Annotated in this window: 21 protein-coding genes and 2 pseudogenes; 12 read left to right on the forward strand and 11 right to left on the reverse strand. The window is 55.0% G+C overall.

The window, feature by feature from the left end:
- Positions 1-54 precede the first annotated feature (54 nt).
- On the forward strand, positions 55-630 hold the full coding sequence (locus J4E63_RS28555) for a DNA adenine methylase (RefSeq protein ID WP_259334264.1): 576 nt from the start codon (positions 55-57) through the stop codon (positions 628-630).
- The gene (locus tag J4E63_RS28560) at positions 630-1,463 is read left to right on the forward strand and encodes an 8-oxoguanine DNA glycosylase (protein WP_207284000.1); all 834 of its coding nucleotides are present in this window, start codon (positions 630-632) and stop codon (positions 1,461-1,463) included. The genes J4E63_RS28555 and J4E63_RS28560 overlap by 1 nt, the downstream gene beginning before the upstream one ends.
- Here the strand turns inward: J4E63_RS28560 and J4E63_RS28565 are convergent.
- From J4E63_RS28565 to J4E63_RS28580, 4 genes are read right to left on the reverse strand one after another with little or no spacing between them, the layout of a single operon-like run.
- Positions 1,398-2,078 carry a nitroreductase family protein gene (locus J4E63_RS28565; protein WP_207284001.1) on the reverse strand — a complete coding sequence of 227 codons (681 nt, stop codon included), beginning with the start codon at positions 2,076-2,078 and terminating at the stop codon, positions 1,398-1,400. The two genes, J4E63_RS28560 and J4E63_RS28565, sit on opposite strands and share 66 nt — an antisense overlap.
- Positions 2,056-2,661, reverse strand: a complete 606-nt coding sequence (locus J4E63_RS28570) for a 7-cyano-7-deazaguanine synthase (RefSeq protein WP_207284002.1) — start codon at positions 2,659-2,661, stop codon at positions 2,056-2,058. Before J4E63_RS28570 ends, J4E63_RS28565 begins: the two co-directional genes overlap by 23 nt.
- Positions 2,658-3,866: a PfkB family carbohydrate kinase gene (locus J4E63_RS28575; protein WP_207284003.1), complete on the reverse strand. Its 1,209-nt coding sequence runs from the start codon at positions 3,864-3,866 to the stop codon at positions 2,658-2,660. The genes J4E63_RS28570 and J4E63_RS28575 overlap by 4 nt, the downstream gene beginning before the upstream one ends.
- Positions 3,867-3,885: 19 nt before the next feature.
- Positions 3,886-4,206 (reverse strand): hypothetical protein, encoded by a 321-nt coding sequence (locus J4E63_RS28580; RefSeq protein ID WP_207284004.1) that lies wholly within the window; start codon positions 4,204-4,206, stop codon positions 3,886-3,888.
- Between the two features lie 851 nt (positions 4,207-5,057).
- Here J4E63_RS28580 and J4E63_RS28585 point away from each other — a divergent pair.
- Genes J4E63_RS28585 through J4E63_RS28600 form a run of 4 tightly spaced genes read left to right on the forward strand, consistent with a single transcriptional unit; the run spans position 5,058 to position 9,724 of the window.
- Entirely contained in the window at positions 5,058-6,224 is a 1,167-nt protein-coding gene (locus J4E63_RS28585; protein ID WP_207284005.1) for an SAVED domain-containing protein, read from the forward strand.
- Positions 6,224-7,477: a nucleotidyltransferase gene (locus J4E63_RS28590; RefSeq protein ID WP_207284006.1), complete on the forward strand. Its 1,254-nt coding sequence runs from the start codon at positions 6,224-6,226 to the stop codon at positions 7,475-7,477. The genes J4E63_RS28585 and J4E63_RS28590 overlap by 1 nt, the downstream gene beginning before the upstream one ends.
- Positions 7,461-9,245 carry a ThiF family adenylyltransferase gene (locus J4E63_RS28595; protein WP_207284007.1) on the forward strand — a complete coding sequence of 595 codons (1,785 nt, stop codon included), beginning with the start codon at positions 7,461-7,463 and terminating at the stop codon, positions 9,243-9,245. The genes J4E63_RS28590 and J4E63_RS28595 overlap by 17 nt, the downstream gene beginning before the upstream one ends.
- The gene (locus tag J4E63_RS28600; RefSeq protein WP_207284008.1) at positions 9,242-9,724 is read left to right on the forward strand and encodes a Mov34/MPN/PAD-1 family protein; all 483 of its coding nucleotides are present in this window, start codon (positions 9,242-9,244) and stop codon (positions 9,722-9,724) included. The genes J4E63_RS28595 and J4E63_RS28600 overlap by 4 nt, the downstream gene beginning before the upstream one ends.
- Positions 9,725-9,741: 17 nt before the next feature.
- On the opposite strand, the gene J4E63_RS28605 is transcribed toward J4E63_RS28600, so the two are convergent.
- Positions 9,742-10,290, reverse strand: coding sequence for a 3'-5' exonuclease (locus tag J4E63_RS28605; protein WP_207284009.1), 549 nt, complete (start codon positions 10,288-10,290; stop codon positions 9,742-9,744).
- An 822-nt stretch (positions 10,291-11,112) separates the two neighbouring features.
- On the opposite strand from J4E63_RS28605, the gene J4E63_RS28610 reads away from it, so the two are divergent.
- Complete coding sequence (locus J4E63_RS28610; RefSeq protein ID WP_207284010.1) at positions 11,113-11,472, forward strand: hypothetical protein; 360 nt, start codon at positions 11,113-11,115, stop codon at positions 11,470-11,472.
- A gap of 410 nt (positions 11,473-11,882) precedes the next feature.
- Here J4E63_RS28610 and J4E63_RS28615 read toward each other — a convergent pair whose 3' ends face one another.
- The 4 genes from J4E63_RS28615 to J4E63_RS28630 all read right to left on the reverse strand — a co-directional run bounded on the left by J4E63_RS28615 (position 11,883) and on the right by J4E63_RS28630 (position 17,222).
- On the reverse strand, positions 11,883-12,935 hold the full coding sequence (locus tag J4E63_RS28615) for a hypothetical protein (protein WP_259334267.1): 1,053 nt from the start codon (positions 12,933-12,935) through the stop codon (positions 11,883-11,885).
- 76 nt (positions 12,936-13,011) lie between these two features.
- The gene (locus J4E63_RS28620; RefSeq protein ID WP_207284011.1) at positions 13,012-15,336 is read right to left on the reverse strand and encodes a S8 family peptidase; all 2,325 of its coding nucleotides are present in this window, start codon (positions 15,334-15,336) and stop codon (positions 13,012-13,014) included.
- A gap of 188 nt (positions 15,337-15,524) precedes the next feature.
- Complete coding sequence (locus J4E63_RS28625) at positions 15,525-16,514, reverse strand: AAA family ATPase (protein ID WP_207284012.1); 990 nt, start codon at positions 16,512-16,514, stop codon at positions 15,525-15,527.
- Positions 16,515-16,580: 66 nt separating this feature from the next.
- Positions 16,581-17,222 carry a DUF6088 family protein gene (locus tag J4E63_RS28630; RefSeq protein ID WP_207284013.1) on the reverse strand — a complete coding sequence of 214 codons (642 nt, stop codon included), beginning with the start codon at positions 17,220-17,222 and terminating at the stop codon, positions 16,581-16,583.
- An 806-nt stretch (positions 17,223-18,028) separates the two neighbouring features.
- Here J4E63_RS28630 and J4E63_RS28635 point away from each other — a divergent pair.
- The 5 genes and pseudogenes from J4E63_RS28635 to J4E63_RS28655 form a co-directional block, all read left to right on the forward strand.
- Positions 18,029-18,514, forward strand: a complete 486-nt coding sequence (locus J4E63_RS28635) for a hypothetical protein (protein WP_207284014.1) — start codon at positions 18,029-18,031, stop codon at positions 18,512-18,514.
- A gap of 4 nt (positions 18,515-18,518) precedes the next feature.
- A complete protein-coding gene (locus J4E63_RS28640; RefSeq protein WP_207284015.1) occupies positions 18,519-19,886 on the forward strand; it encodes a Dyp-type peroxidase in 1,368 nt (455 codons plus the stop codon).
- A 10-nt stretch (positions 19,887-19,896) separates the two neighbouring features.
- The gene (locus J4E63_RS28645; protein ID WP_207284016.1) at positions 19,897-21,174 is read left to right on the forward strand and encodes a cytochrome P450; all 1,278 of its coding nucleotides are present in this window, start codon (positions 19,897-19,899) and stop codon (positions 21,172-21,174) included.
- Positions 21,175-21,195: 21 nt separating this feature from the next.
- The gene (locus J4E63_RS28650; RefSeq protein WP_207284017.1) at positions 21,196-22,071 is read left to right on the forward strand and encodes an SGNH/GDSL hydrolase family protein; all 876 of its coding nucleotides are present in this window, start codon (positions 21,196-21,198) and stop codon (positions 22,069-22,071) included.
- Between the two features lie 62 nt (positions 22,072-22,133).
- Positions 22,134-22,321, forward strand: a pseudogene (locus J4E63_RS28655) (transposase); the annotation flags it as partial.
- A gap of 31 nt (positions 22,322-22,352) precedes the next feature.
- On the opposite strand, the pseudogene J4E63_RS28660 reads toward J4E63_RS28655, so the two are convergent.
- Positions 22,353-22,564 (reverse strand): annotated as a pseudogene (locus J4E63_RS28660) (hypothetical protein).
- Positions 22,565-22,720: 156 nt separating this feature from the next.
- A complete protein-coding gene (locus tag J4E63_RS28665; protein ID WP_207284018.1) occupies positions 22,721-22,942 on the reverse strand; it encodes a hypothetical protein in 222 nt (73 codons plus the stop codon).
- Positions 22,943-22,947: the final 5 nt, after the last annotated feature.

A 22,947-nucleotide genomic window follows, 5' to 3' on the forward strand; every position in this document is an offset into this window, starting at 1 on the left:
CTGATGCCACCGCATCAGACCTACATTGAGTCCCACCTCGGCGGAGGGGCTGTCATGCGCAATAAAAAAGCAGCTCAGCGAAGCATTGGTCTGGATTTGGATGCCACCGTCATCGAACGGTGGCGTGCTGAACAGGTAGGCACGTGTGAGCTTCATCAGGTGGATGCGGTGGCGTTCCTAGAAGCTTTTACCTATACCGGCAACGAGCTTGTCTATGTTGACCCGCCCTATGTGCCGCAGACCCGGCGCCGAGCCAAGGTCTACCGATGCGACTACACCGAAGAAGACCATGTTCGATTACTCACTTGCCTGGCTGCACTACCTTGCAAAGTGATGATTTCAGGCTATGACTCTGAGCTCTACAACCGAGAGCTCGCGGGGTGGCGCAAGGTAAGTTTCCCGGCCAAAACTCACGTCGATGTACGCGAGGAAGTGGTCTGGATGAATTACAAACCCTCGAGTCGTTTGCACGACTCCCGCTACCTGGGTGAGACATTCAGGGATCGGCAAACCATTCAACGTCGCCAGGCTCGTCTGCGCTCTCGAATCGACAGCATGAGTGCGCTAGAGCGGCACGAGCTACTGCAATGGATGCAGGAAAACTACGGCAATGCCGAGGAGGCCGCCTGATGCAATTAGGCGCTATTTTCATCGACCATCTGGTATTCAATGTCGAGCTGCCTAAGGCTGACGACGAAGTCATTCCTGGTGTGCCTTGGGGGGCTGTAGAGGCTTTCCCAACGCCTGCATATTGGGCCTACCAGGTGTACGCCCGTCGACTGCATGGCGAACGCATTGATTACAAGCTGGGCGCAACACTCAAGGAAGAAGTCGGCGCTTGCCTGTTAGGGGGACACGGCATCCCATCCAGTATTGGTCTTGCAGCCTTTCACCATGTCAAAGAACGTGGCGCCTTTGGTGAAGAACCTCCATCCGAAGAGGTGTTGCTGGAGTGGCTGAGGGAACCCATGAACGTGGCTGGCCGATTGGTCCGTTACCGTTTCGCCAAACAAAAGGCCCGCTACCTGGCGGCAGCCCTGCAAAAACTCTCCGCCGAGTATCCTCCGCTGAGTTCAGGCAAAGCCTTACGTGACTGGCTGCTGGATGTTCCGGGGATTGGTTACAAAACCGCCTCTTGGGTCGCTCGCAACTGGTTGGATGCCGATGATGTAGCCATCCTCGACATCCATATCCTGCGTGCCGGTTTACTGGGCAAATTCTTTGAAACCAACCTAACGGTTGAGCGGCACTATCTGCAGTTGGAAGAGCAGTTCATTCGGTTCAGCAAAGGCCTCGGTGTCAGGGCTTCCGAACTGGACGCCCTGATCTGGCTGGAGATGATGTCTTCCGCTCAGACTGTTCACAGCATCATGGGCATGGGACGCGGTGCTGAAGAGTCACGACCTCGCAGCAAATCCAAGAAGCCCAAAACCCACGCCAGCCAGTTGTCCCTCATCGGATAAAGCACTGGCCCATGGTTCACCCGTAATGCCCAGTGGACAGAACGTCAGTCCCTGGGCATGGGCTGTCAATGCCATGATTGCCAAAAGCGCGCCGGCGTCCCTCCAGACCAAGCTGCAGCCCTCATCGTATTTGGTCAGCGTCTTCCCAGGCTCGGCAACAAAAAGCAGCCTTACTGCAGACGGACCTTCAAGCACCTTGGCGCTGTGCTCGAGCAGTCCTGCAAGCTGCTCTGATGCCTTGATCAATTCGACCAGATAATGGCCTTGCGGCTGATAAAGCCACCAGCGGCAGTCGCCTGGTTTATTGATCAATACATGGATGGGGTGAATCGCTCCGGCGGAAGGGGTCGATCTATGTTCCAAATCAAATCCTAGATCGGACGGCCAAACTTCGCGGCATCGACAAGCCTGCCATAGGAGCGCACCAAGCTGTTGGTCGTCGATAGGCCCGAACTGACGATCGGATTTGCGACCCTCGATAACCTGATTGAAGGTCGTTGTTGAGTCAGCCGTGCTAGCTGTCAGGCGCTGGACCTCTCCCGTTTGCCATTTCACCAAGTTGTACCGGCTCGGCGTAAGCTTGGGTGAGGGATTACCCAGGTCGATCCAAGTCATGGCCAACCTCATCGAACACTGCGAAATACTTGTTGCAACCGCGGCAGTTGCCGCAAGGAACGTCGGCCTTGTGGCAACTGTGCGCCCAAGCCAAATAGCCGGCGGGGATGCCAGACGTTCGGACAAGCTCCGCGGTATCCATTTCGATTGCGGGCGCCTCCACGACCATTCCTCCCTCCTGTATCGTCAGCAGGTGACTGATGGCCGCCATGAACTCAGGCGAACCATCCCGATGGAAGCCGTCGGACTTCACTGTCCCTAACCACAGATGGGTGACCCCGAAGGAAATCGCTTTCATGGCTGCCAGCGTCACCAGCATCTGATTCCTATAGGGCCACCAGTCCGAGGCCGGCGCCAGATCGTCAGCCTGCCTTCCAGCCATATCGCCAGAGCCTAGATGCCGACAGTCAATTTCAAGCACATGGTGCGCAATCGCCAGGTGCTGGCAGATCGCACGAGAGGCGGCAATCTCCGCGTTAGCGGCCAGTTGACCATAGTTGAGAGTGATGGCGAGGTCCGGGCGCTTCCACCAAGCGATCGACAATGAATCCATTCCGCCAGAGAGCAAAAGCGCAGATTTCATAGCACGCACGCCTCCCAAACGGTCTGGTAGATCGCGCTGACGTAGTCATTGCTGATTCGGCAGTCGGAGCCCTCCATCATTTTCTTGTCTTGGGTCGACTCATTTTCCACGTACACCACGACGGGTTTGTTTAACGCCCTGGCGTAGCCGATTTCATAGACGGTTCCGGAATCCAATCCGTCTCCGATGGCGAATATCAGATCGCAGTCGTGAATGGCCTGGAGATCCTTTTGTACAACGTCATCGGCTGACCCCAAGCCTACATCGTGGTAAGGCGAAAAGACGCGCAGCCCGAGATCGGTGAGAGCATTTCGGGCTTCCGTGATCATCCACAGTTGGGCGAGGGTGAAAAATGGGCCAGCCAGGTAGACCTGAGGCCTGAAACCGTTGCGGTAACGCTCGGAAGGCTCAAGCGGTGTTGCGTTGTAACCGGCAAATAACTTCGGGCTGGGATGACCCTGCGTATCGCAATAGTAAGCCGTTGCTTTGGAGGCTCGAACCGCGGCTTCGTGTGCCGACAAGCCTTCCTCCATCCATGCCAACGCAAAGTGTGCAACGAAGGTGTCACCTGAGCCAATTTTCCAGACGCGGTTCGTTCGGTAAGCCGAGACGCGACTGATGCTCCCTTTGTCATAGACCAGGGCTCCCAGAGGCCCCATCTTGATAATCACCACTTCAGCCTGCTGCTTGTCAGCAACGGTTGTTGCGAGAGCTTCTGGGGACAGGGAGTGGTCGCCGATGAACAACCCAGCCTCATTGCGATTCAGCACCAAGGCCAAGTGCTCCGCTTTGGAGCCGTTGGCACCAAACGATTGTGGCGCGTCGGCGCTTTGCGGGTCATAGACCGCGTACTCGGCATCGACAACGACGGATGCTTCCATCATTCCGAATCGCAAGACCTTTTCAGCACTGGTTTTGAGCTCCGTTACGGCGCCTATTGGGCCAGCCACCGTCGGCGTCGACAGGCCATGTAGATATTCGAAAGACAGACCGCGGGGGGCGATATATGGATGGAACTTGAAGCCCTCGAGGGCCGCCCGGCTCTCCATGATGAACTGTTGGTCGATATCTACAATGCCGTGTAATTCAACCTGGCCACCGAACCTGGCGATCGCTGTCGCGGCCCTTCCAGCAGAACCATAAACCTCGTCCCACGCGGGTCGCACGCAGTGCTCGCCGTAAATACCGCCGACAATGGTGATCATGGAAGCCTCCTTGCTTCGTTCAGACTGGGTAGATGTGGACGCGTACTTGTCCGCTGATGATCGATACAACGCGTGCCGAGTACATGGAACCATCGGTCATGCATTGGCGCAGGCGCTGTAACCTGCGATCAGCAATGCCCCCGACTTCCTGCCCATTCCAGAGAGCGAGCACGACCGATTGACCGTGATGATCTCCGGGCATGATGTCCAGGATGAAGTTCTCTCGCAGCTGTTCGACTACGTCATCCTTGGGCGACGCTATTTGAGTGGTGAACGAAAGCTGGTCGCACGCAATGATGGGGTCGACCGGCCCACGAGGGCCGCCGTCTCTGCCTGACATGTCGCATCTCCCTTGCAAAGTCTAGAGTAGCTAAACCAATACCATGCGCTGATGTCCTTTTGCCACATCTAAAGCAAAAACACCGACCAAAGTCGACGAAAGCGCTACCGGACTTGTTTGATAGTTCATTTACCGTGACGAATATTTGCCAGCGGAAGAACGACGCCTTTAGCTGCTCGACGATGTTGCAAGTAGTGCTCGCAACATCGTCGGACAACAGTGTCAAAGATATGTAGTTTTGGCGGTCAATGAACAAAGCTCATGACATGTGTTGTCACGAAGGTCACGACTTCTGGGATGTGCGGAAGTGCGGATTCAACGGCGTAGCCGATGGTTGTGTGGATTGCGATAACGAGAATATGTTTTGTGTAATTTTTGAGAGATTTTTTAAGCGAATGCATTGAAAGTAATTGATTAGGTACCTTTTTTTACTTTTGTTAAAGAGGACTCGTCAAGTTTTTTGGCGCAGACACAGATTTCTTTTTGTGGCAGGCGTGCCTCTTGCAAGAGCGGCTCTGAACCTCAGACCATCCCCACGTTTTGTTTACCCCTCCACAGAGTTCGGACAAGCCCAACCGATCTGCATCGAGACCGCTCAGAAAAAATCGAAGGTGTGGCTGTCGCTGATTCGATCAGATGGCACTGGAGCATTCGGACGAGATGACGGCGCTATCTAGCTGCTCTGAAACCCAAGCCCAGACGCGCCGTCGACAAAAGGTGAGCCAAAGAGCAACAAAAATTCAGATTCTGGTCACCGCCTTGCCTCTTGAAATCAGGTGAAATGGCCTCAATGTGATCTTATCTGGCCATCATCAGCTGCAATAATGGATGTTTCTCGGGGGAAAGGTCGAATGGCAGAACAAGAAGAGTCCAAGCCTGCGAATGGGCGTTTCAACACGAATGAGCTAACCAAGCAAATCGTATGGATTCAGACCGCTGGCCACTGCGAGCTATGCGGCACGGATCTTACGTTCGACTATCGAGCTGGCAAGCCAATGAAGTGGGGCGAGGTGGCGCATATCCTGCCGGCCAGCCCCAAAGGCCCTCGTGGCCGAGCAGATCATGACGCTGAAGCGCATACGAACGATACCGCCAATCTCATGCTCCTGTGCCCAAGCTGTCACGACAAAATCGATCGTGACGCGGATGGCTATCCCGAAAACGATTTGAGTGGTTTGCACCAGGCGTTCCTCGAGCGCATCCGACTCGCCGCAACGGCCCCCGATGGCGGCAGAGCCATTCCGCTAATTGTCCAGAGTCAGCATTTCCAGACAAACAATGACATCCCAGTTCGCGATCTGTTGACCGCAATGTCTGCCGAAGGATTAACGGCCTTCGATCATGGCATCAAAATCACTTTCCCTGCACCCGGGCCACGAGGCAGAGACTCCACCTATTGGCAGAACATTACGGACGACATCCAGCATCGGTTGGAGCAGCAAATTACTCGTCGTGGCGGCACCTATGGCGATGCTCCGGCGTTGGCTGTAGTGGGGGTGGCCGATATTCCTGCGTTGATGCTGTTGGGCCAGACGATCGGCGATCGTTCCAAGCGTTTAATCTTCTCCTTTAATCGCGAACACCTTCTGCGCTGGCCTGATCAGTCCGCTGAGCCACCTGAGTATCTATTCACTCCGCCGCCGGCAGGCGATGGTCCGCTCGCGTTGGTGCTTTCGATTTCTGCGCAAATTCCAGTTCGCGACGTCACCGAGGCTCTACCAGGTGCGCGTATCGCGGAGCTGACGATTCCAGAACCAAGCTATTCGATGGTTCATAACCGCCGGGTAATTCATGCCTTTCGCGACGCGCTTCAGATACGGCTGAGCCAGCTCGAGGCTATGACCCCGAACCCTATCCACGTGTTTGCGGCAATTCCTGCGGCATTGGCCATCGAGTTTGGCGCTTTGCTCACCACACAGCATCAGCACCCGTACCTGATATTTGATCGGGACAGAGATAACCAAAATCGGTTCACGCAAACATTGCATTTGGGCCCCCAGGCCCTGGAGGCCAAGTAATGCTTATGAGCAACGAACAGACCAAACGCAGCAGTTGGGAATACTTCCTGCTTCGTGCCGCACGGGACATCTCACTGTCGGAAGCACAGTACGAGAAGATCAATGATCGCTACTCTCAACTGGAAAAAATCCTTTCGGCATCCGATAACCCTCTACTTGCTGAGGCCCACATTTTTGTCCAGGGCTCGATGCGGTTGAAGACGACCATCAAGCCCATCGCTGGAGCACCAGCAGATCTGGACACCATTGATGCAGACGCCATCATCTGGCTCCCGCATGCTCAAGGCGCTGGGGCACAGGAAGTCCTAGAGGCGATAGAGGAGCGCTTTAAGGAAGGCTCTCGCGTTCAGGAAGAAATTAAGCAGCTACGTCGTGGCATTCGGATCGTTTACGCTGACGAAAATCCCGGCTTCCATATCGATGTCACGCCTGCCCGCGCGATTGCCGGAAATGGCGAAGGAAATGGCGAGGGTAAGTTGGAGGTTCCGGACCGTGTTACTGGTTGGAAAGCAAGCAGCCCAATTCCCTACTCGAATTGGTTGCAGGTTGCCTCTGCTCAGGAAATCTCTCTCGAGGAGAGTCTCGTGATTGCCAAAAGTCAGCGGATGCTTGATGAGGCGACACAGGCTCCGCTGCCGCAGTACCAAGACTATATCGATCAGGATCCGCTACGTGCGACCATCAAGCTTCTAAAACGACATCGTGACGAATGGGCCATCAAAACCAAGAGCGCGGATACCCGCCCCATATCGGCGGTTATCACGACCCTAGCGACCCATGCCTACCTAGATGTCGTGAAAGAATCCAAGTCGAAACCGCTGCCGCCGCTAGATGCGATTCTGGAGATTGTCCGCAGGATGCCGGAGCATATTGCTAAAAGAGGCACTGACTGCTTTGTTTGCAACCCCGCTGACACCGGGGAAAATTTTGCAGAGAAGTGGAACAGGCCTGGTGAGGGGCATGGCTACCGCCAGGCATTCGCTAAGTGGCACGCTGACGCCAGTGCATCGGTGTCTTTAGGTTTGGAGAGCTTCGAGTCCACGGACTCCTTTGCCAAGGCAGTGAAAGAGAACTTCGGTATGGCACCGGCGTTCATCACGGCAGTGAACAATGAAATTCCAGCCAACTGGACGATGCCTGGTCGACCGGATGGCACCACTCGCAACTCTGCTTCGATGGGCGCGCTCTTCGGAGGGGCCAGTGGTGGCGGAAACTCTCAGTCGAGCGTAAAGCCAGTTGGGCGCCTTGGCTGATCCTACTAAAACGCCATTGCAGCGCGGCATTGCCGCGCTGCGAAATGTCCTAGGTCAGGATGCAGCTGATGCACTGCTCCAGCCCGCACCAATGCGGGCTGACGAAGCAGCGAGTTTTCACTTTCCTTTGCCGATCGACTACACGGGGCGAGAGCGGCGACTGCGTATTGGTTTTCCCACTAATTTCCCCCGTGGTCATTTACGGCTGAATGTTGAACCTTCTCCATGGCTAATCTGGCCGCATGCCACGAAGGCTGGACTTTGCCTACACGGATTTCAGGAGCGCCCAATCATGGGTGCCCCAGAGGTTGTCGTAGAGGACAGTCTTGCGCGCTTGGCCAAGGTCGTTTCTTTATCTGAGATGGGATCAAGCCAGGCAACGCGCGATATCGAATTTCAGAACGAGATTACTACCTACTGGTCAATGCAGCACGGCCAGTCGTACCAGAACCTCTTGCTCTTAGATCGACCTCAAGTTGCTTCGGAGTTGTTTGCTCTCAGCGATCCTCGCCGGGCTTTGCCATCCGGCCAGGAAACCGTGTGGATGGCATCTGACGTAGCTGCGCTGAAAGCGCATTACAGGCGGGTTGTCGGGCGCGCCGCAGTAGTTCGTGCGGCCGAAACTCCAGGATTCTACGTCAAACTTCAGAGTTATCCGGATATCCGCACTCCGAACCCAGAAGAGTTATTGCCGTGGCTTACACCTCACCTTAACCCGGACGATGCCAAGCAACTGCTGGCATGGTTTGACCTGCACGGAACGTTGGCAAGTCGGTGGATTGTTCTGGAGCTTCCGGGGGCGACGGGCGCTCCCATCTATTGCCTTAATGTTCGTTCCTTCGGCGTGCAGCCAGAGCGGGGGGCAAAGTTTGGCTTGCGCACGGCGCGACGCCGTCCAGGGATGCCCAACGCACATGTCCCAGCGCTCGTCCGAGCAACAGCATTGGACGTGCTTGATCGGGCTTCTATTTTGTCCCGCGATATAAGCGGCACTGCAAAGCAGCTTGAGAATGCTCGAGTAGTTTGTGTCGGCGTCGGCTCATTGGGCAGTGCGGTGGCCATGCAGTTGGCGCGATCCGGTGTTGGCCATCTTACCCTCATTGATCCGGACACTTTGGTGTCGGCCAACCTTGGTAGACACGTTCTGGGAGCGGACAATTTGGGAAGCCTAAAGGCCACGGCTTTACGAGACAAAATTATTAGAGATCTTCCGACTACAGAATGCGCCGCTTATCCAACGTTCGCTGAAGTTGTGATGAGCAGCAAACCTGAAGTATTCGATGCGGCAGATCTGGTAGTGATCACGACTGCAGATTGGCAATCCGAGGTCACGGTATGGCGGGCCAAGTCCAGCGGTACCACTTGGAGTCTGCTACAGGCTTGGAGTGAACCTCACACTCAGGTAGGGCACGCGCTTCTCGCACCAACTGGCGCCTTTGATGGCAGGCATTTGTTCACCGACAACGGTGACTTCAGGCACAAATTCACCGAGTGGCCGGGAGGCGGTATCGTCCCGCTCCCTGCCTGTGGGGAAAGCTTCATTCCAGGCGGATCGCTGGGAATGACAAACATCGCCTCGATGGTGTCGCACACGGCTTTGCGCGCGTTGACCGGCAATATTGTGACGGCAGCTTGGGTGAGTAGTATTTACAGGCCTGATGACGTGCCGGTCCTGGGTGGGAAATACCATGGACCTGAATTGCCTAATGGCGCGCAACAACTCTTGCTGGAGCGCGGGTGGCCGGAACACAAGGAAGAAATGCTATGACGGATATCGCTTGGCGTTGGAGATGGCCGGGTGTGGATTCTGAGCTCTTGGTGTCGCAAGCGGTCGCGGACGTCTTGGACAAGCATAGGCAAGGCCTTTTTGGCGTGGAGCGCGGGGGACAATTATTCGTTAATCCAGTTAACCCTACTGGCTTACTGTTAGCCTTGGCCACGCTGCCTCATCGCTCTGATCGGTCAGGCTGGTCGTGGCTAGAGTTGGATGCGGAGCGTTGCCGGCAGGAGATCCAGGATGCCAACGATCAAGGATTACGCCTAGTGGGGTACTGGCATACGCACCCCCAATCTGTACCGACAATCTCTTCAGCAGATGTCGGAAGCTTTTCCAGATTTGCGGCGCGTTATACGCAGGATTTACCGCATCCAATAGCCATTATCGTCGGCAAGTCCGAAAAACCAGAAGGCATCAAGGCGTGGTCGTTCAGGGGCGGTAGGTATATCGAGGCAACCTGGCTCAAATAAGACCTGTGAGATGCGGATCAGCGTTTACCTCTATCCGCCAGCATTAGCGAAAAGAGCTCTGCCTGAAAGCGAGCATCATCCAGTGCGTTGTGGTTCGGTGCGCTGAGTGGTTTCAGCGTTGCGGTCATTTGGGAGGACTTTGTTCCCTTCCAGGCGCAACCTGTGGCGCCCATGAAGTAGGCCTTCATATCGATTGCGGTAAAGCCAAAAGGGTTCGCTCCCAAATACCTATGGAAGTAGTAGTTGACGAATGACCAGTCAAACGGCGCGTTGAGCCCTACGAATATTACTTTCTGCCCTGTTGGACAAGACGACTTCAGCCACTGATCAAACCTCTGCATCGCTTCTTGCGGAGCTAGGCCTTCGCGCGCCAATTTTTCCAGATTCAGCCCAGATACCGCCAGTGCTTCTGAATCGTGTTTCGGACTGTCTGGTTGGAGTTCGAGATAAATGGATGTTGCAGGCTCGACTACAAGGCAGGCTCCAATAGAAAGCAGACTGAATTCGCCAGGGATCGGCCCGGAAGTCTCGACGTCGACTGAAACATAAAGCTCATCGCTGTTCATGTCATATCCCTTTCGTTAAAGCCCATTGACACATTGGTGATGGCTGCCCGAAGGCATCCTGAACCGAACCAAGTCTTCTTCAGTCCTCGTTGCCTAGGCTACTGAACCTTTTTGGTCTTGGAATCGAACCTTTGCCGCGCAGTGCAGCTTTGACATATTGGGCCGCTAGTTCAAGGCTCTCTCGGTCTGCCAAGTACAACGCATCGATAAGCCTAATCCTGGCTAGTCGTTTGACCTCCAATATGTCCTCAGCAGTCGAGTCTGCCGAAAGCTTGTGGCTTTTACTCATATGACGACCCGCTTTTACGGTTGCCTGCCAAAACTACACATCGATCGTAATGCTGTTTCCGTTTTTGACATAGGGCCTCCGCTCTTCCATCTCTTTTTTCTCTTGGGGATGGAAGCCGTCAAGCTGCCTTATACCTGGATTTTCACCTTTTGGGAGAGAGCAACAGAACTAATCATCTGATCGATTCTCGCGAGTGTGCGTAACTCTCCGGCCAAGTCATCTACCCATTGATAAAAATTGGCAGAAGGCCTGATCAGCCCGTGGACTCTGGGTCCCAAAAACTAGCTCTTCGCTAGGTCACCACGCAGCGGGCGAGCGAAATCAATCGGTTGCGGCCATAAGTGGCGGCCGGGCTAATCACGTAAGGCTTGATGGCCGGACTTATACCGCCAATCGCCGAGCAAACGGGATGAAAGTTCTGGTGCCTGACACGCGTGTAATGCTGGGGTAAGTACCACGATTGCGATTTTGATACCTAGAACTGCGTGCCGCATTACCTAAAATGCCGGCACATTCATCAGAAGGACGGAACCGTGGAACTGACCGATCATAAAATGCCGACACTGGGCTACTTCAACAAGGTGGCGTGTGATTGTTTGGGGCTATGGGCCAGCGATAATAACGACGTTACCTTCACGGTTCCCGCAACCGAAAAGAGCCGGCGCGCGGCACTGCACGAAGCGTTCGAGACTATAAAAAAAGCAGACGGTGTATACGGCTCGCTAAATGAGTTGGTGGCCGTCACTACGCAAATCGCCCCCCAAGAGGCTGCGCTTACTCATCCGAACCGACCAGCGTTACTCGTTGAGCTTTGCCGAGAGCCATTTAGTCTTCCCGTTTGCACCTTTACCGGTCTCCAACAAAAAGATCTGACCATCGAGTCCACGCGATGAGAAGTCGATGGAGCCATCTGTCGGTGTGTAGATTCTTGCTGTAGACCGGTACGGACGGAATGCGGAAAGCAGGTACTGTCGGCCATCGGCCAGTGATGTGAAATAACACCCAAGACTTCCAGCAGATGTCTTATTTGACCAGACCTTGAAGTCCAACCGAGCAAGCCATGTCCCTGTGGGAACATCTTCCCAAGAATAGGACTTAAGCTCAAAACCCGCTTCCAGCGCACCCTTGTAGCTCCAGCCTCGCAGCGAACTTTCGGCGGGCATTTCAAACGTTTCTTCCACTGTTTTATCTCTCCGTGATCGGTCTGCCTATAGAGGCTGCGCACCGACATTCCCATGGTGTGTAACTAACGTCAATTTCGTGTTGGATATGAAGGGGGCTGGGCTGATTCGGCTGCAGCGTTTCACTCGTAAGGAAGCCCGCCGAACAGCTCAATCATCAGATCGCCTCGCAGTACCTCGAACGGTACTTCGACATACTCATCCGGATGCCGGGGCAATGCTTTTTTCTCATGGCTCGAATTCTTGGTATGACCTTGTACCTTCTGCCCGTTCTCCTTGATGTACGGCAGCACCACGATGCGGCCGTGGTTCTTGGAGATGATCGTACCTTCGTGCCATAGCGTTTCACCGCTCTTGCTGGCTGAATCACCACTGACAGTTTTGACAGTCCAGCCAGGTGTACCAGTTTCCTCATACCAGAACACAAAGCCCGCAACGACGACCACCCGTTGACCACGGGCTTTGGCTTCGATCAGCAATTTCTGAACGCTGGCCAACTGTAAAAGCTTGTTGGCTCTCGGGAGCAGCTCGGCGCGGATTTCGACTTTGGTTTTTCCCCAATGCGCGGTACCGCACAGACCAAAGCCTCGGGCGATCTTTTCGCGCGAACAGTGCATCGCGCACTTTTTAGTCGGGTTCAATCGACGCGACCAGTCGAATTCGCCACTTCGGGCCAATGCAACCTTGTATCTGGGGAAGAATGCGATTTGGAGATAGGGTGCTTCCTGCAACTGCTCAAATAGCGCGTCACCTAAGATTTCAAGATCGGGTGGCAAGATCAGATCAGATCGTTGAGGGCGTGCGGCAGAGGCGTTTCGGCGTAGCGCCTCTGTGAACATCATGCATTCTTCATCCGCCATGCGTTCCTGCACGATGATTTCTTTTTCTGCCTTCAGCGTCAGAGACGTGCGCAAAACCTCATCGATGTCGAGGGAGGCCGCCCTATCCGCGATCTGCGCATTGAACTGCGTGGAAAACGCTCGGGCGTCCTCATACGTGTCGAATGTTTGGCCTTTTGCATGGCCATTCTCTTCGATGTAGTGAGGCATCCAAGTGACATCGCCCGGTGAAACGTGCTTCAGCGCGCGGATTATCCACCGCCCCGTCTCGTACCAGCGGAAAGGAAACAAAGCCAATGTCACTTTCCCGTAGCCTGGCAATTCGCATAGCTGCATGAGGCACCCTTCATTAGGCCCAGCAAATCATATGACGGCTCATACGGCGCGCGGGGTATCGCGCGCGCCGTCTTCTTCAGATAACGATCGCCGTAGCGTTGGTAATCGCAACATCCACAGCGTTGTACAGGTCGACTTCCGTCTGCTGCGTCTTGATCGATACGACCAGGCTGTACCTCACGTCGTCGTTGTATCGTTGCTGCTTAACCAATGTTTTCCACCATCCCGGCGCAGGATAAATGCCGATCATCCCCAACCCTGCCAAGTCCGAGGCAGGCCCTCGCCAGATGTCAGAGTGTAGCGACCCCTTATGGCGACCCCGTGTCCCCATCAGCCACCGAGAATCTGAAGCGCTGCTCAGGTAGGGGCTGTCATCATCTTCTTCTCGGGCGCGTTTGTTGATGCGCTGACGGAACAGTGTCGCATCCTCGCCAGATCGACTGACCTCAAAGCGCAATCCATGGGATTCGTATCGATAGCGCCCTTTAAGCCCGCGCTGTGCTACACCCGGATTGGGTTCCACGAAGTAGGACAGGGTTACCCGCATCTCGACCTCCTCGTTGCCAAGGTTGAGTAACTCCTGCTGAGGCCAAGGAAGTAGGTGAAGGTGCATGTCACGAGCCGTTGCCGGTTTAGATCCCTGTCGCGTGAATGGGCGAAGTGAGTCTTCCACCACCAAAGTCAATGAATTGGACGCGCTCCACAGTGCTCGACCGATATCCGGGACGCCAAAACCGCAGGTACGAACGAGCGTTTCGTAGTCTGACTTCGCTTCGCCAGCCAGAAATTCGGCTTTCATTCGCTCCGTCCACTCGGCGGAGTGCACCACCAAAGCACGAACCGTCTCGGGCCAAAGCTCGGGATAGGCGGAAGCAATTTGTGCAGCCATGCGCGAGGCCAGCGCGGAAGCAGCGCTGGTGGCCCACGTGGTTGAGAACAGGCGGTTTTCTGGCCGATGTGACGTTGTCAGGAGCGAAAGAGAGGTATGGCTGAAAATGCCATGAGCATCGCAAACCAAATTACCGCCTTCGAAGACGACATCCGGTTTCAGAGGCCAAGGGGTTTTCGTCCAGGTACAGGACGTGGTGCTGTAGGGGCTGAGGCTGCCATTGGCAGCGAGAACGGATTCTCCTGCGACCACCGGATCCAGCGTAACCTTTTGAGTGTACGCACCCACGCATAGGGCGTTCCAGGATTGGCCAGGGTCATGAATACCGTCGGTTTGGTTACTGAAGGGGTAACGGACGTATTGTTCCGTGTTGGCATTGCCGGCGGAAACGATCATCAAGCGTGGCTGTGATCGTCCACCCAGCGCGTCGGAGGTCAGTAGATCCACCGCAGACGACCACGCTGAGGGGCGGCCCCTGTCACGATCATCAAGGCTGGTGATGGCCATGCTGAACACGCGCTGCTTGTCGGGTTGAATAATCTCTGGTCGCGCCACTGCATTCATGGTCAACGCACCGTAGGACTCGCGCTGGTCGCCACGGGCAGCAGGTAACAGCTTCACGGACTCGATACGATGGGAAATGGATACCGGCCCATGCGCCGACAGGGAGTCAACTAGGTCGCCGTAGAGGGCAACACCGGCAAGGCCGGTACCATGGCCTACATCATCTTGAACCCCCCAGTCGTCATCGACCGTGTGCAGATCTGCCATCCCGATATGGTTGCTCAGCAGAGGGTGGCCGGGGTTAACGCCGGTATCAATCAGGCAGATACGAACGCTGTCGTCGTCGCCACCGGAGGTGCGCCCTAGTAGTTCATCAATCCATTCGCGCTGTTCGCCTGGACTCAATGCATCGAAGAACTCTGCCGTTTCCTTGGCTCGGCGAATTTCAGCGACCTCATTGAGCAATGCCATCGATGCGCTAATGGCCGCTTGGGTGCCATATACGTTGACGACCGTACGCTCCGGGAAAATCAGCGCTTCATGTGAGATCTGGAACTCAAGCACCTCCGCAATCGTGCGGAATCGCTGAAGAACAGCGGCCTGGTTATCGCGAGCGGGCAACCAGAACTCCCACCAGATCGGCTCATCGGGAGAGCTTGGCAAAGCGTCTGCACTGTCAGTCCACAGTGCACTGAATGTTGCAGTTCGGATTTCAAGAATGGGATTCAAAAGAGGGGTATTGCGTGGAATGCCTTTACTGGTTGTGGCGCGCAGGTACTGAGTTACCAAGGCTTCGAATGCGCTCAGCTTTCCATCAGGAATGAAGACGGTCGCGAAATGTGTTTGGGTGGCTCCGTCGTAGCGCAGATTCAGCAACTCGATTCGCTGCTGGCCTCTAGCTAATCCCTCGAATGCCAGTTCAAAGCCTGGCTCACTCACAAACTCAAGCTGCAAGCCAAAGCCGTCCTCCTGGCCTTCGGAGCGTTGCAGTTGGACGGCTTGTGCCATCCGTGTTCCGAAGTACTCCAGTTGGCTGAGCAGCCTTTCCCCATGCCCTATGCGATCACGTCGGGGGTAAACGGGGTCTCGGGTCGGGGATGCGGTTGACTGATACCGTTCCGGCCGCCCTGTACGCTGTAAGTGAAAGTGTCGTCGCTGCCCTGCGTTCGGTTCCGTCATCGAAAAGCTCTACTGGCTTATTGTCGTTGTCTTCCGTGGAAAGCCTTACGTTCTCCGAGATGCTTTGCCACGTCCCTAGCGTCTACATCGGCGCGATCATGAATGATCGCGTCTTTAATCGAGTCATCTGCCGCCCGCGCCAGTTCGGCGTAGCTGAGGCCCTTGGCGACCTCCGTGAGGTCATCCCAGCTTTTAATCGATTTCGAAAAGTTTACGAGCCGATTTTTCAACACCGCGCGAATCTGCTCCGGGTTGGGCAGCCCGTACTCGATAACATCATCAAAGCGCCGGAACAAGGCATAGTCGAGAATTTCCGGATGGTTCGTGGCGGCAATGATCAGGCTGTTTGACTGATCCTGCTCAATCATCTGCAAGAAGCTGTTGAGCACTCGACGAATCTCGCCAACATCATTGGCCAGTCCGCGCTGAGATCCAATGGCGTCAAACTCGTCGAAAAAGTAGATCCCACGAGTATCTCGGATGGCGTCGAACACCTGCCGAAGCTTGGCCGCTGTCTCACCCATGAACTTGGTGATCAGGCTATCGAGGCGAACAATGTACAGCGGAATTCCAAGTTCTCCGGCCAGAGCAGATGCCGTCATTGTTTTGCCCGTGCCCGGCGGGCCGACCAAAAGTAATTTGCGGCGAGGAGACAGGCCGTGTGCACGTATTTTTTCGAAGTTGCGCTGTTCATTGATAATGCGGGCAAGTCGGCCGTGGGTGGCGTCGTCCAGAGTCATTTCAGAGAAGCGAGTCTGTGGAAGGGAAACAGACAGCAGATTGCTCAGCTCGCCTCGGGGCTGGCCGATGGGAACAGGCTGTGTCGAGGGCATTTGCTTACGTTTGGACTGAGCAGAGTCGATCAACGTGCGCAAATCTTCAGCAAGCTTTCCATGCCCTTGCTTGGCCTCGTGTGCAGCCATTTGCATGGCAACGGCAAGGAAATGACTGTCATCTCCTTTGATGTGTGAGCGCAATAACGCTTTTAAATGCTCGCCGCTAGCCATGTCTGTCTACCTTTTTCATCCCGTTAGTTTAATCGCTAAGACCTGCTGATACCTTTCAGTGCACCATTAATTTCGTGGCCGTTGGTCAGTAGCGCCGCTTCCTTTGCTTAATCCACCGTAGAGGCCGGCTTTACCGATAGCAGCGGCCATCCAGCTGGGTAGACTAGCCCGAACAGACGAAAGAGCCTCCCATTGAGAGACTGAAAGTTGGCTGTGAAGCTGGGAAGCCGCACCCTCAGCGCACTCTGCTCCCATCCAGGCCAGTGCTCGAACCGCGTCGCCAGCCAGTGAATTCCCCAGAGCCACCATCCAATAAGGCGCATGTTGCAGTGAGGCTTTTGTCGCACCGACGGCAAGCTGTTTACTGCGACCCGAGGTTAGGAACACCACCTCATCCGGCGTTTGCGCGATAAGCCCAAATGATTTTGCAGCTACAGCGCCACTGCTGGTGATTGCTGCCTTTCCCTTGGCTGCAATCGAAAGTGCCACGGCCTCTGTCCCCACAACGTGCGTTCCGGCTTCTCCCTGTGCGCAAGCAACGTAGATACCGCGAGCGACGCGCAGGAGACTTCCTGCTTTGGCTAAGCGCGAAAAGGCTTGATCCACGGCGGCACGGCTACCCAGGTGAAGAAACTCCTTTGGGCTTAGAACGTGGCCTTTTGGAAGGGTCAGGCTTTTTTCCAGAATCGCTGCAGGTAGAGATGGCATCGGCAAAGTCACTTAAAGGCAATGTCAGATATTAAACATCGTATCTGACATTTGCTCAAACCGCGTTGTGTGCCAGGCGATTTTCCCGACGGTCGGGGGAGGTTGGGAATGCGCTACGCAATGCAAGCGGAACACCACGCGCACTATGAATGCGCTGCGCGGCAGATCGCTGCCATTATGACTACGCGGATGATTTCTGCGGCATAGCTTTAGTTTTATGCATGGTTACGTTGTGTTCAACGGCAAAGACTGTAAGTACCGGTGCAGTTGACAGTGTATGCGGATTGATCCTGACTGCTTTTACCTGATAAACCGACATAGTGAGCAGTTCCCACGCTCATTAACCTTGTCAGCTGCGGATAATCAAAGAGTCTGCAGGAATTTCAACAACGCGTGCGTCGGGCAATAGCACGTGCTCCGAACGTCAGGAGGCGCGATCGCGGTCAGGGCGCGTTCCTTCATGGCAAGATCAGCTTCGATGTAGCCGTGCGTCGTCACCGAACTCTCATGGCTAAGCCACAGTGCTATGACTGAGAGGTCGACACCGGCCGAGCTATTTCGCTTATGGGGGGGCAAGACCGCAGCGCTGCCGATTCAGCCAGACATTCTTGACGGGTGAATTAGACCAAGCTCCGCTCGGCCTGACTGAAACGCCTCATCAGAAAACTTGCCTCTGCTGGCCGAATATAAATCCTGTACTACTATAAGGATGCCCGTTTAAACGTACGGTATGGCGAATAACTCCTTCTATAGTCGGAAGACCACTGCAATACCCGTTCTAGGACGGATTGAGGAGAGGACTAAGCATGGAAAGCATAATTAGTAAGACCATCGGACAAGTCACTGAATTGACCGTAATCACTCCGATTATCGAAGGTAAGGCTAATGATTTAAGGAAAGTTCTCAATGGGATTCAGGTTAGTCCGGACAGCCCGATCAAGCGTATTTCGTCGATTCACTACGCACGCTGGGTAATTTTCGACAATGACTCCCGGCTATTATTTACAAGTAATTTTGACGGCACATGGGAGAAGTACCTACGGGATTTCGTCGAGCTGGCTGCGGCAGGGTTGGATGCAATTTGGAACAACTGCGTTGGCTACCCCGGAGCAAAACCCTACGAGGGGTTCGCAACGTACGTGCGCTCCCACCAAGTGGAGACCAATCTCTTCTACGCGGCCTATCCGGCCGCAAGTGTGCCGACGGTACTCAAAGCACTCGATTGGGCAGAAAAGACGACCACTTATCAGCGCGAACTTGCTAAGCCCCCTGGTTTAGGTGGGAGTAGCTGAAAGAATGAAAACAGCCGATGACATTTACCTGAATCTTGCCGATATCCAAGGCAACATTCTCAAGGCATATCGGCATCCATGCGCCGCTTATCTTTTTTTGCAATTTCCAGGTGCGACTGAAGGTAAAAAATGGTTGCATCATTTGCTGGAGGTGGGTGTCACAAGTTCGGAAATTTGGCCAGAAGACTTCGCAACGGGACACCGCAAAAAGCCTTCTGCGACCCTGAACTGTGCCCTCACCTTTGCTGGACTTGTGACTTTGGGGGTTGCTCCCCAACGATTAACTCTTTTGCCAGCAGCCTTTCGAGAGGGAATGTACGCTCGTGCTTACCAGTTGGGCGACACCGGCATGAGTGCGCCCGAGCATTGGGAGCCCCAGCTTCACGATGCTGCCATACATGCGATGGTGATGGTGAACGCTGATAGCGAGAGCGCTCGGCAGACCCGCGTCGCGGCCTTGCAGCAGGCGGCCAATACCTTTGGGCTAATTGAAGTGGCCGGGGTGATCTGGGCCGATGCACTAGCGGAGCAGCGTGAGCATTTCGGGTTTCGAGATGGCATAGGGCAGCCGAGCATTGAGGGTGGCTTGGTCGACGAACCCGGTATGGGAGTTCCGCAAAACGACGGCAGATGGCGACCGCTCAAACCGGGTGAGTTCCTACTTGGATACACACAGGAGCGAGAAGCGCCGCCATTCCCGCCCCTCCTTCTCGATCTTTGCTCAAACGGTACATACGTAGTCTTTCGAAAACTGGCGCAGGATGTAGCAGCCTTTCGGGCTTTTGTGCGGGATACTGCTTTAAGTGCATTTGGTTCCGACAGCCAAGTGGCACAGGATCGCATGGCGGCGAATCTCATAGGGCGTTGGCGCAGTGGTGCGCCACTTGTGTTATCACCGTCCCATGACCCGGGATCGGCTGAGAACAACTTTCGTTACCGGGGCGACCCGACAGGCCAGCGCTGCCCTCTCGGAGCGCACATTCGGCGGACCAATCCACGCGATGCGCTCGGCGATGATACACATGTCCCCTTCCACCGCATCCTGCGGCGCGGCTTGCCCTACGGCCCCCCCTTCGAGACCGCCCCCGACGTTGATCGCGGCGTTGTGTTTCTCGCGCTAAACGCAGACATAGAAGCTCAGTTTGAGTTTATCCAGGAGCAGTGGGTGAACAAAGGCGAGTTCGCCGGCCTGTTAGCCGAGGAAAGAGACCCGATCATTGGTGCGAACCTCGACGGTCAGATCACAGTGCCAGGCGCAACTCATAATCCGTTTGTTTTTGGTTTGAGCCGATTTGTATCAACGCGCGGCGGTGGGTATTTTCTAATGCCGGGTATCACGGCACTCGGGCGCTTAGCAGGCGGCATGCTTTAAGGAGACCTCCATGGAAACGTCGTTTCTCGTCGAGTACAAAGCCCTTGAGAGTCTGTTCGAGAATCCGATGGAATTGGCTGCAGCTCAAGCGAGCCTAGTGCGCGACTGGCTTACTACCAAAACCAAGGCCATGTTTGACGAACTGCGTCGGTCAGAACCCATTTTCAAATCCCCACGGGCCATCATCGTCACGCGCCAGCCGGACGTGCGTGAAATCCTGTACCGCGATGCTGAATTTACTGAATCGATCTACACGCCGCGCATGCAGCGCGTCCACGCGCACTTCTTTCTAGGCATGCCGGATTCGCCCGAGTACGAGCGCGAGGTGTCGACCCTTCGCCTAGCTTCGGGACGGGGAGATCTCGTGGGCATCCAGCAGTTTGTCGAAAGCGAAGCTGAGAGGCTGGTCGCGACAGCTAAGCACGGTAGCCTGGATCTGGTTCGGGATCTCGCACGCGTTGTCCCGGCACGGTTCGTGGCTTGGTATCTGGGGGTAAGCGGCCCCGATGAACGTACTTTGCAGCACTGGATGCGGGCCTTGTTCTGGGACCTATTCCGAAATTTGAGTAACGAGTTGAAAACGGTGCAGGCGGCAGATGAGGCCGCGATGGCACTCGAAACGCACTTATCTGCAGCTATTACCGAACGCAAAGCCGCCATCGCGGAGGGCAAGACGATACCGGACGACGTCATGACACGCTTGCTGCGACTGCAATCCGCGTCATCATTAGCTCTTGACGATGACGGTATCCGTCGCAATCTCACGGGACTGGCGGTCGGCGCCGTCGATACCACAAGCGAGTGTGTTGCCAACGTGCTGGACGTACTACTCGATCATCCTGACATGCTGGCGGCCGCTCAAGAAGCGGCTAATCGCGACGACACGACATTAGACGGCTTTGTCTTCGAGGCGCTGCGCTTCAAACCGCAACACCCGTTCCTTTATCGGGTCTGCGCTTCCGACTGCACGATTGCACGCGGGACTCCGCGTGAGGCTCACATCCCGGCCGGCAGTTTTATTGTGGCTGCAGTGTGGTCGGCCATGTTCGATGAAGCGGTAGTAGATAACCCGGAATCGTTTCGACCGGGGCGCCCGGCTGGCGATTACCTGCTGTTTGGCAGTGGCCGACACACTTGCTTCGGAGCCCACATCAATCGCGTCCAGATATCGGCAATCTGCCGAAGCGTGTTACGAAGGAAGGGGCTTCGACGCAAGGCGGGACAGGAGGGGCAGATGAAATACGACGGACCGTTTCCCGACAGTCTGCTACTGGAATTCGATACTTGACCAAGGCACAAGGAGGGACACATGAGTACGCCAGACAACGATGCTATCGAAATTGGGTCGAGGCAGGCGGATGAGGCTTACGAGTACCGCAGTCAGCAGATTGGTCTAATGGGACTAGCCCCCCCCGGAGCTGGGACTCTCCTGGCTGAGGGCGACTCTTGGTTTGATTATCCGTGGCACGATGTCCTATCGGAGCTCGAAGACCATCACGGCTTCGATGTCGATTCTGTCAGCCATCGAGGCGACCGGATTGAGGATATGGCCTACAACACGGGGCAGCTCATTCCGTTAGTGCGCAAGTTGGAGAAAATGATTCGGTCCAACAAGACGCCGAAAGCCATCCTGATTTCGGGAGGCGGAAATGATGTGGCGGGAGAGTCTTTTGCAGCGCTTTTAAATCACGCCAAAAGCGGGAATCCGGGCCTTAACCAACAGGTAGTGAGCGGTTTTTTGGATGTGCGAATTCGCTCAGCCTACATAACTATCCTCTCGGCCGTGACGGAAATAACAAAACGGCAGTTGGGATATCCCGTACCCATTCTTTTACATGGCTACGATTATGCAGTCGCAGACGGAAGGGGTTACGTGGGCGGTTGGGGACCGTTACCGGGACCATGGTTGGAACCTGGATTTCGGGAAAAAGGCTATGAGGATCCGGTTCAGCGCCAACAGATTGTGACTCAACTAATTGATCGGTTGAACGAAATGCTGGCTTCACTAGGTAATGTCAACGGGCTAGGGCATGTGCGCCATTTGGACTTGCGTGGCACATTGAAAAACGACCACACATACAAAGATTGGTGGGATAACGAACTGCACCCCACGCGACGTGGGTTCCGAGCCGTAGCTGCAAAATATGCAGAAGCACTAAGTTTGTTGCCGCCGACCGAAAACTGACCCAATAGAGGCGCAGAGCGACGTGTTTTCTTGGATCCTCACAGAGGTCGCTATTCGCATTGGTGATCGGCGACTTCAGCCCGAGCAGAGCTGGCAAGCATGCTCGAGCCTTCCTGTGCCATTGGAGCGGCAATCTGGTCTGCAATGACTTCGCTGGCTACAAGGCAGGCTTTGTACTGGGCGTATGGAGATCGGCTGCATGGCCCATGCGCGTCGCAAGTACTTCGATTTGCACGCGACCAACAAGAGCTAGAGCTTCGGGCTGTTCTCCTAGATCTATTCTATTTGGGTTGAGTGAGCTTGGCTAATCCCTGCTTGATGTGCCCGGTGTTCTCGCGGATCGTTTCCAGTGCGCCCCTGACGTTACCGCCTATCTCGATCGCGCTTGACTCTCAACCAGCAGCGTTAGCTCCATAATGGCGGCCTCCAAGGCGTGTTGATTTTCATGCATGCGTTCAAGTACATCGGGGAGAGAGTATTCATTGGTGGCCATGGCTTCGACTCCGTTCGAGGGAGTTGAAAGCGTAGCAGTGATGAGTGGGAATGGAAAAGCCTGCTGCGGGCCGGGCTCATGTGACTTTAAGGGCATGGCTACTTCGGTTTGCGCTCCGTAGTCTTCGATAATCTGTTTGGAGGTATCCAATTAGAGTCAGTGCATGTTCTCATCCGTCTTGAGCAGTTCAATAATCGCGTTATCCATGGTTTCCGCGTTAAATCTCAGGTCGCCAGCACGAACCCTAAGTTTTTGCGCGGTCTCAGTTGCACCCTCCTTTTCCAGCCAGGCCGCGATCTCCTCAAAGGCTTCGCCGATCATCATCTGGTTCAATTGAAGGCTGGCCAGCACGGCGGGAACCAGTTTTGGGTGGGCCATGGTTC

This window comes from Pseudomonas sp. FW300-N2F2, assembly GCF_017351655.1.
Classification (GTDB): domain Bacteria; phylum Pseudomonadota; class Gammaproteobacteria; order Pseudomonadales; family Pseudomonadaceae; genus Aquipseudomonas; species Aquipseudomonas fluorescens_AA.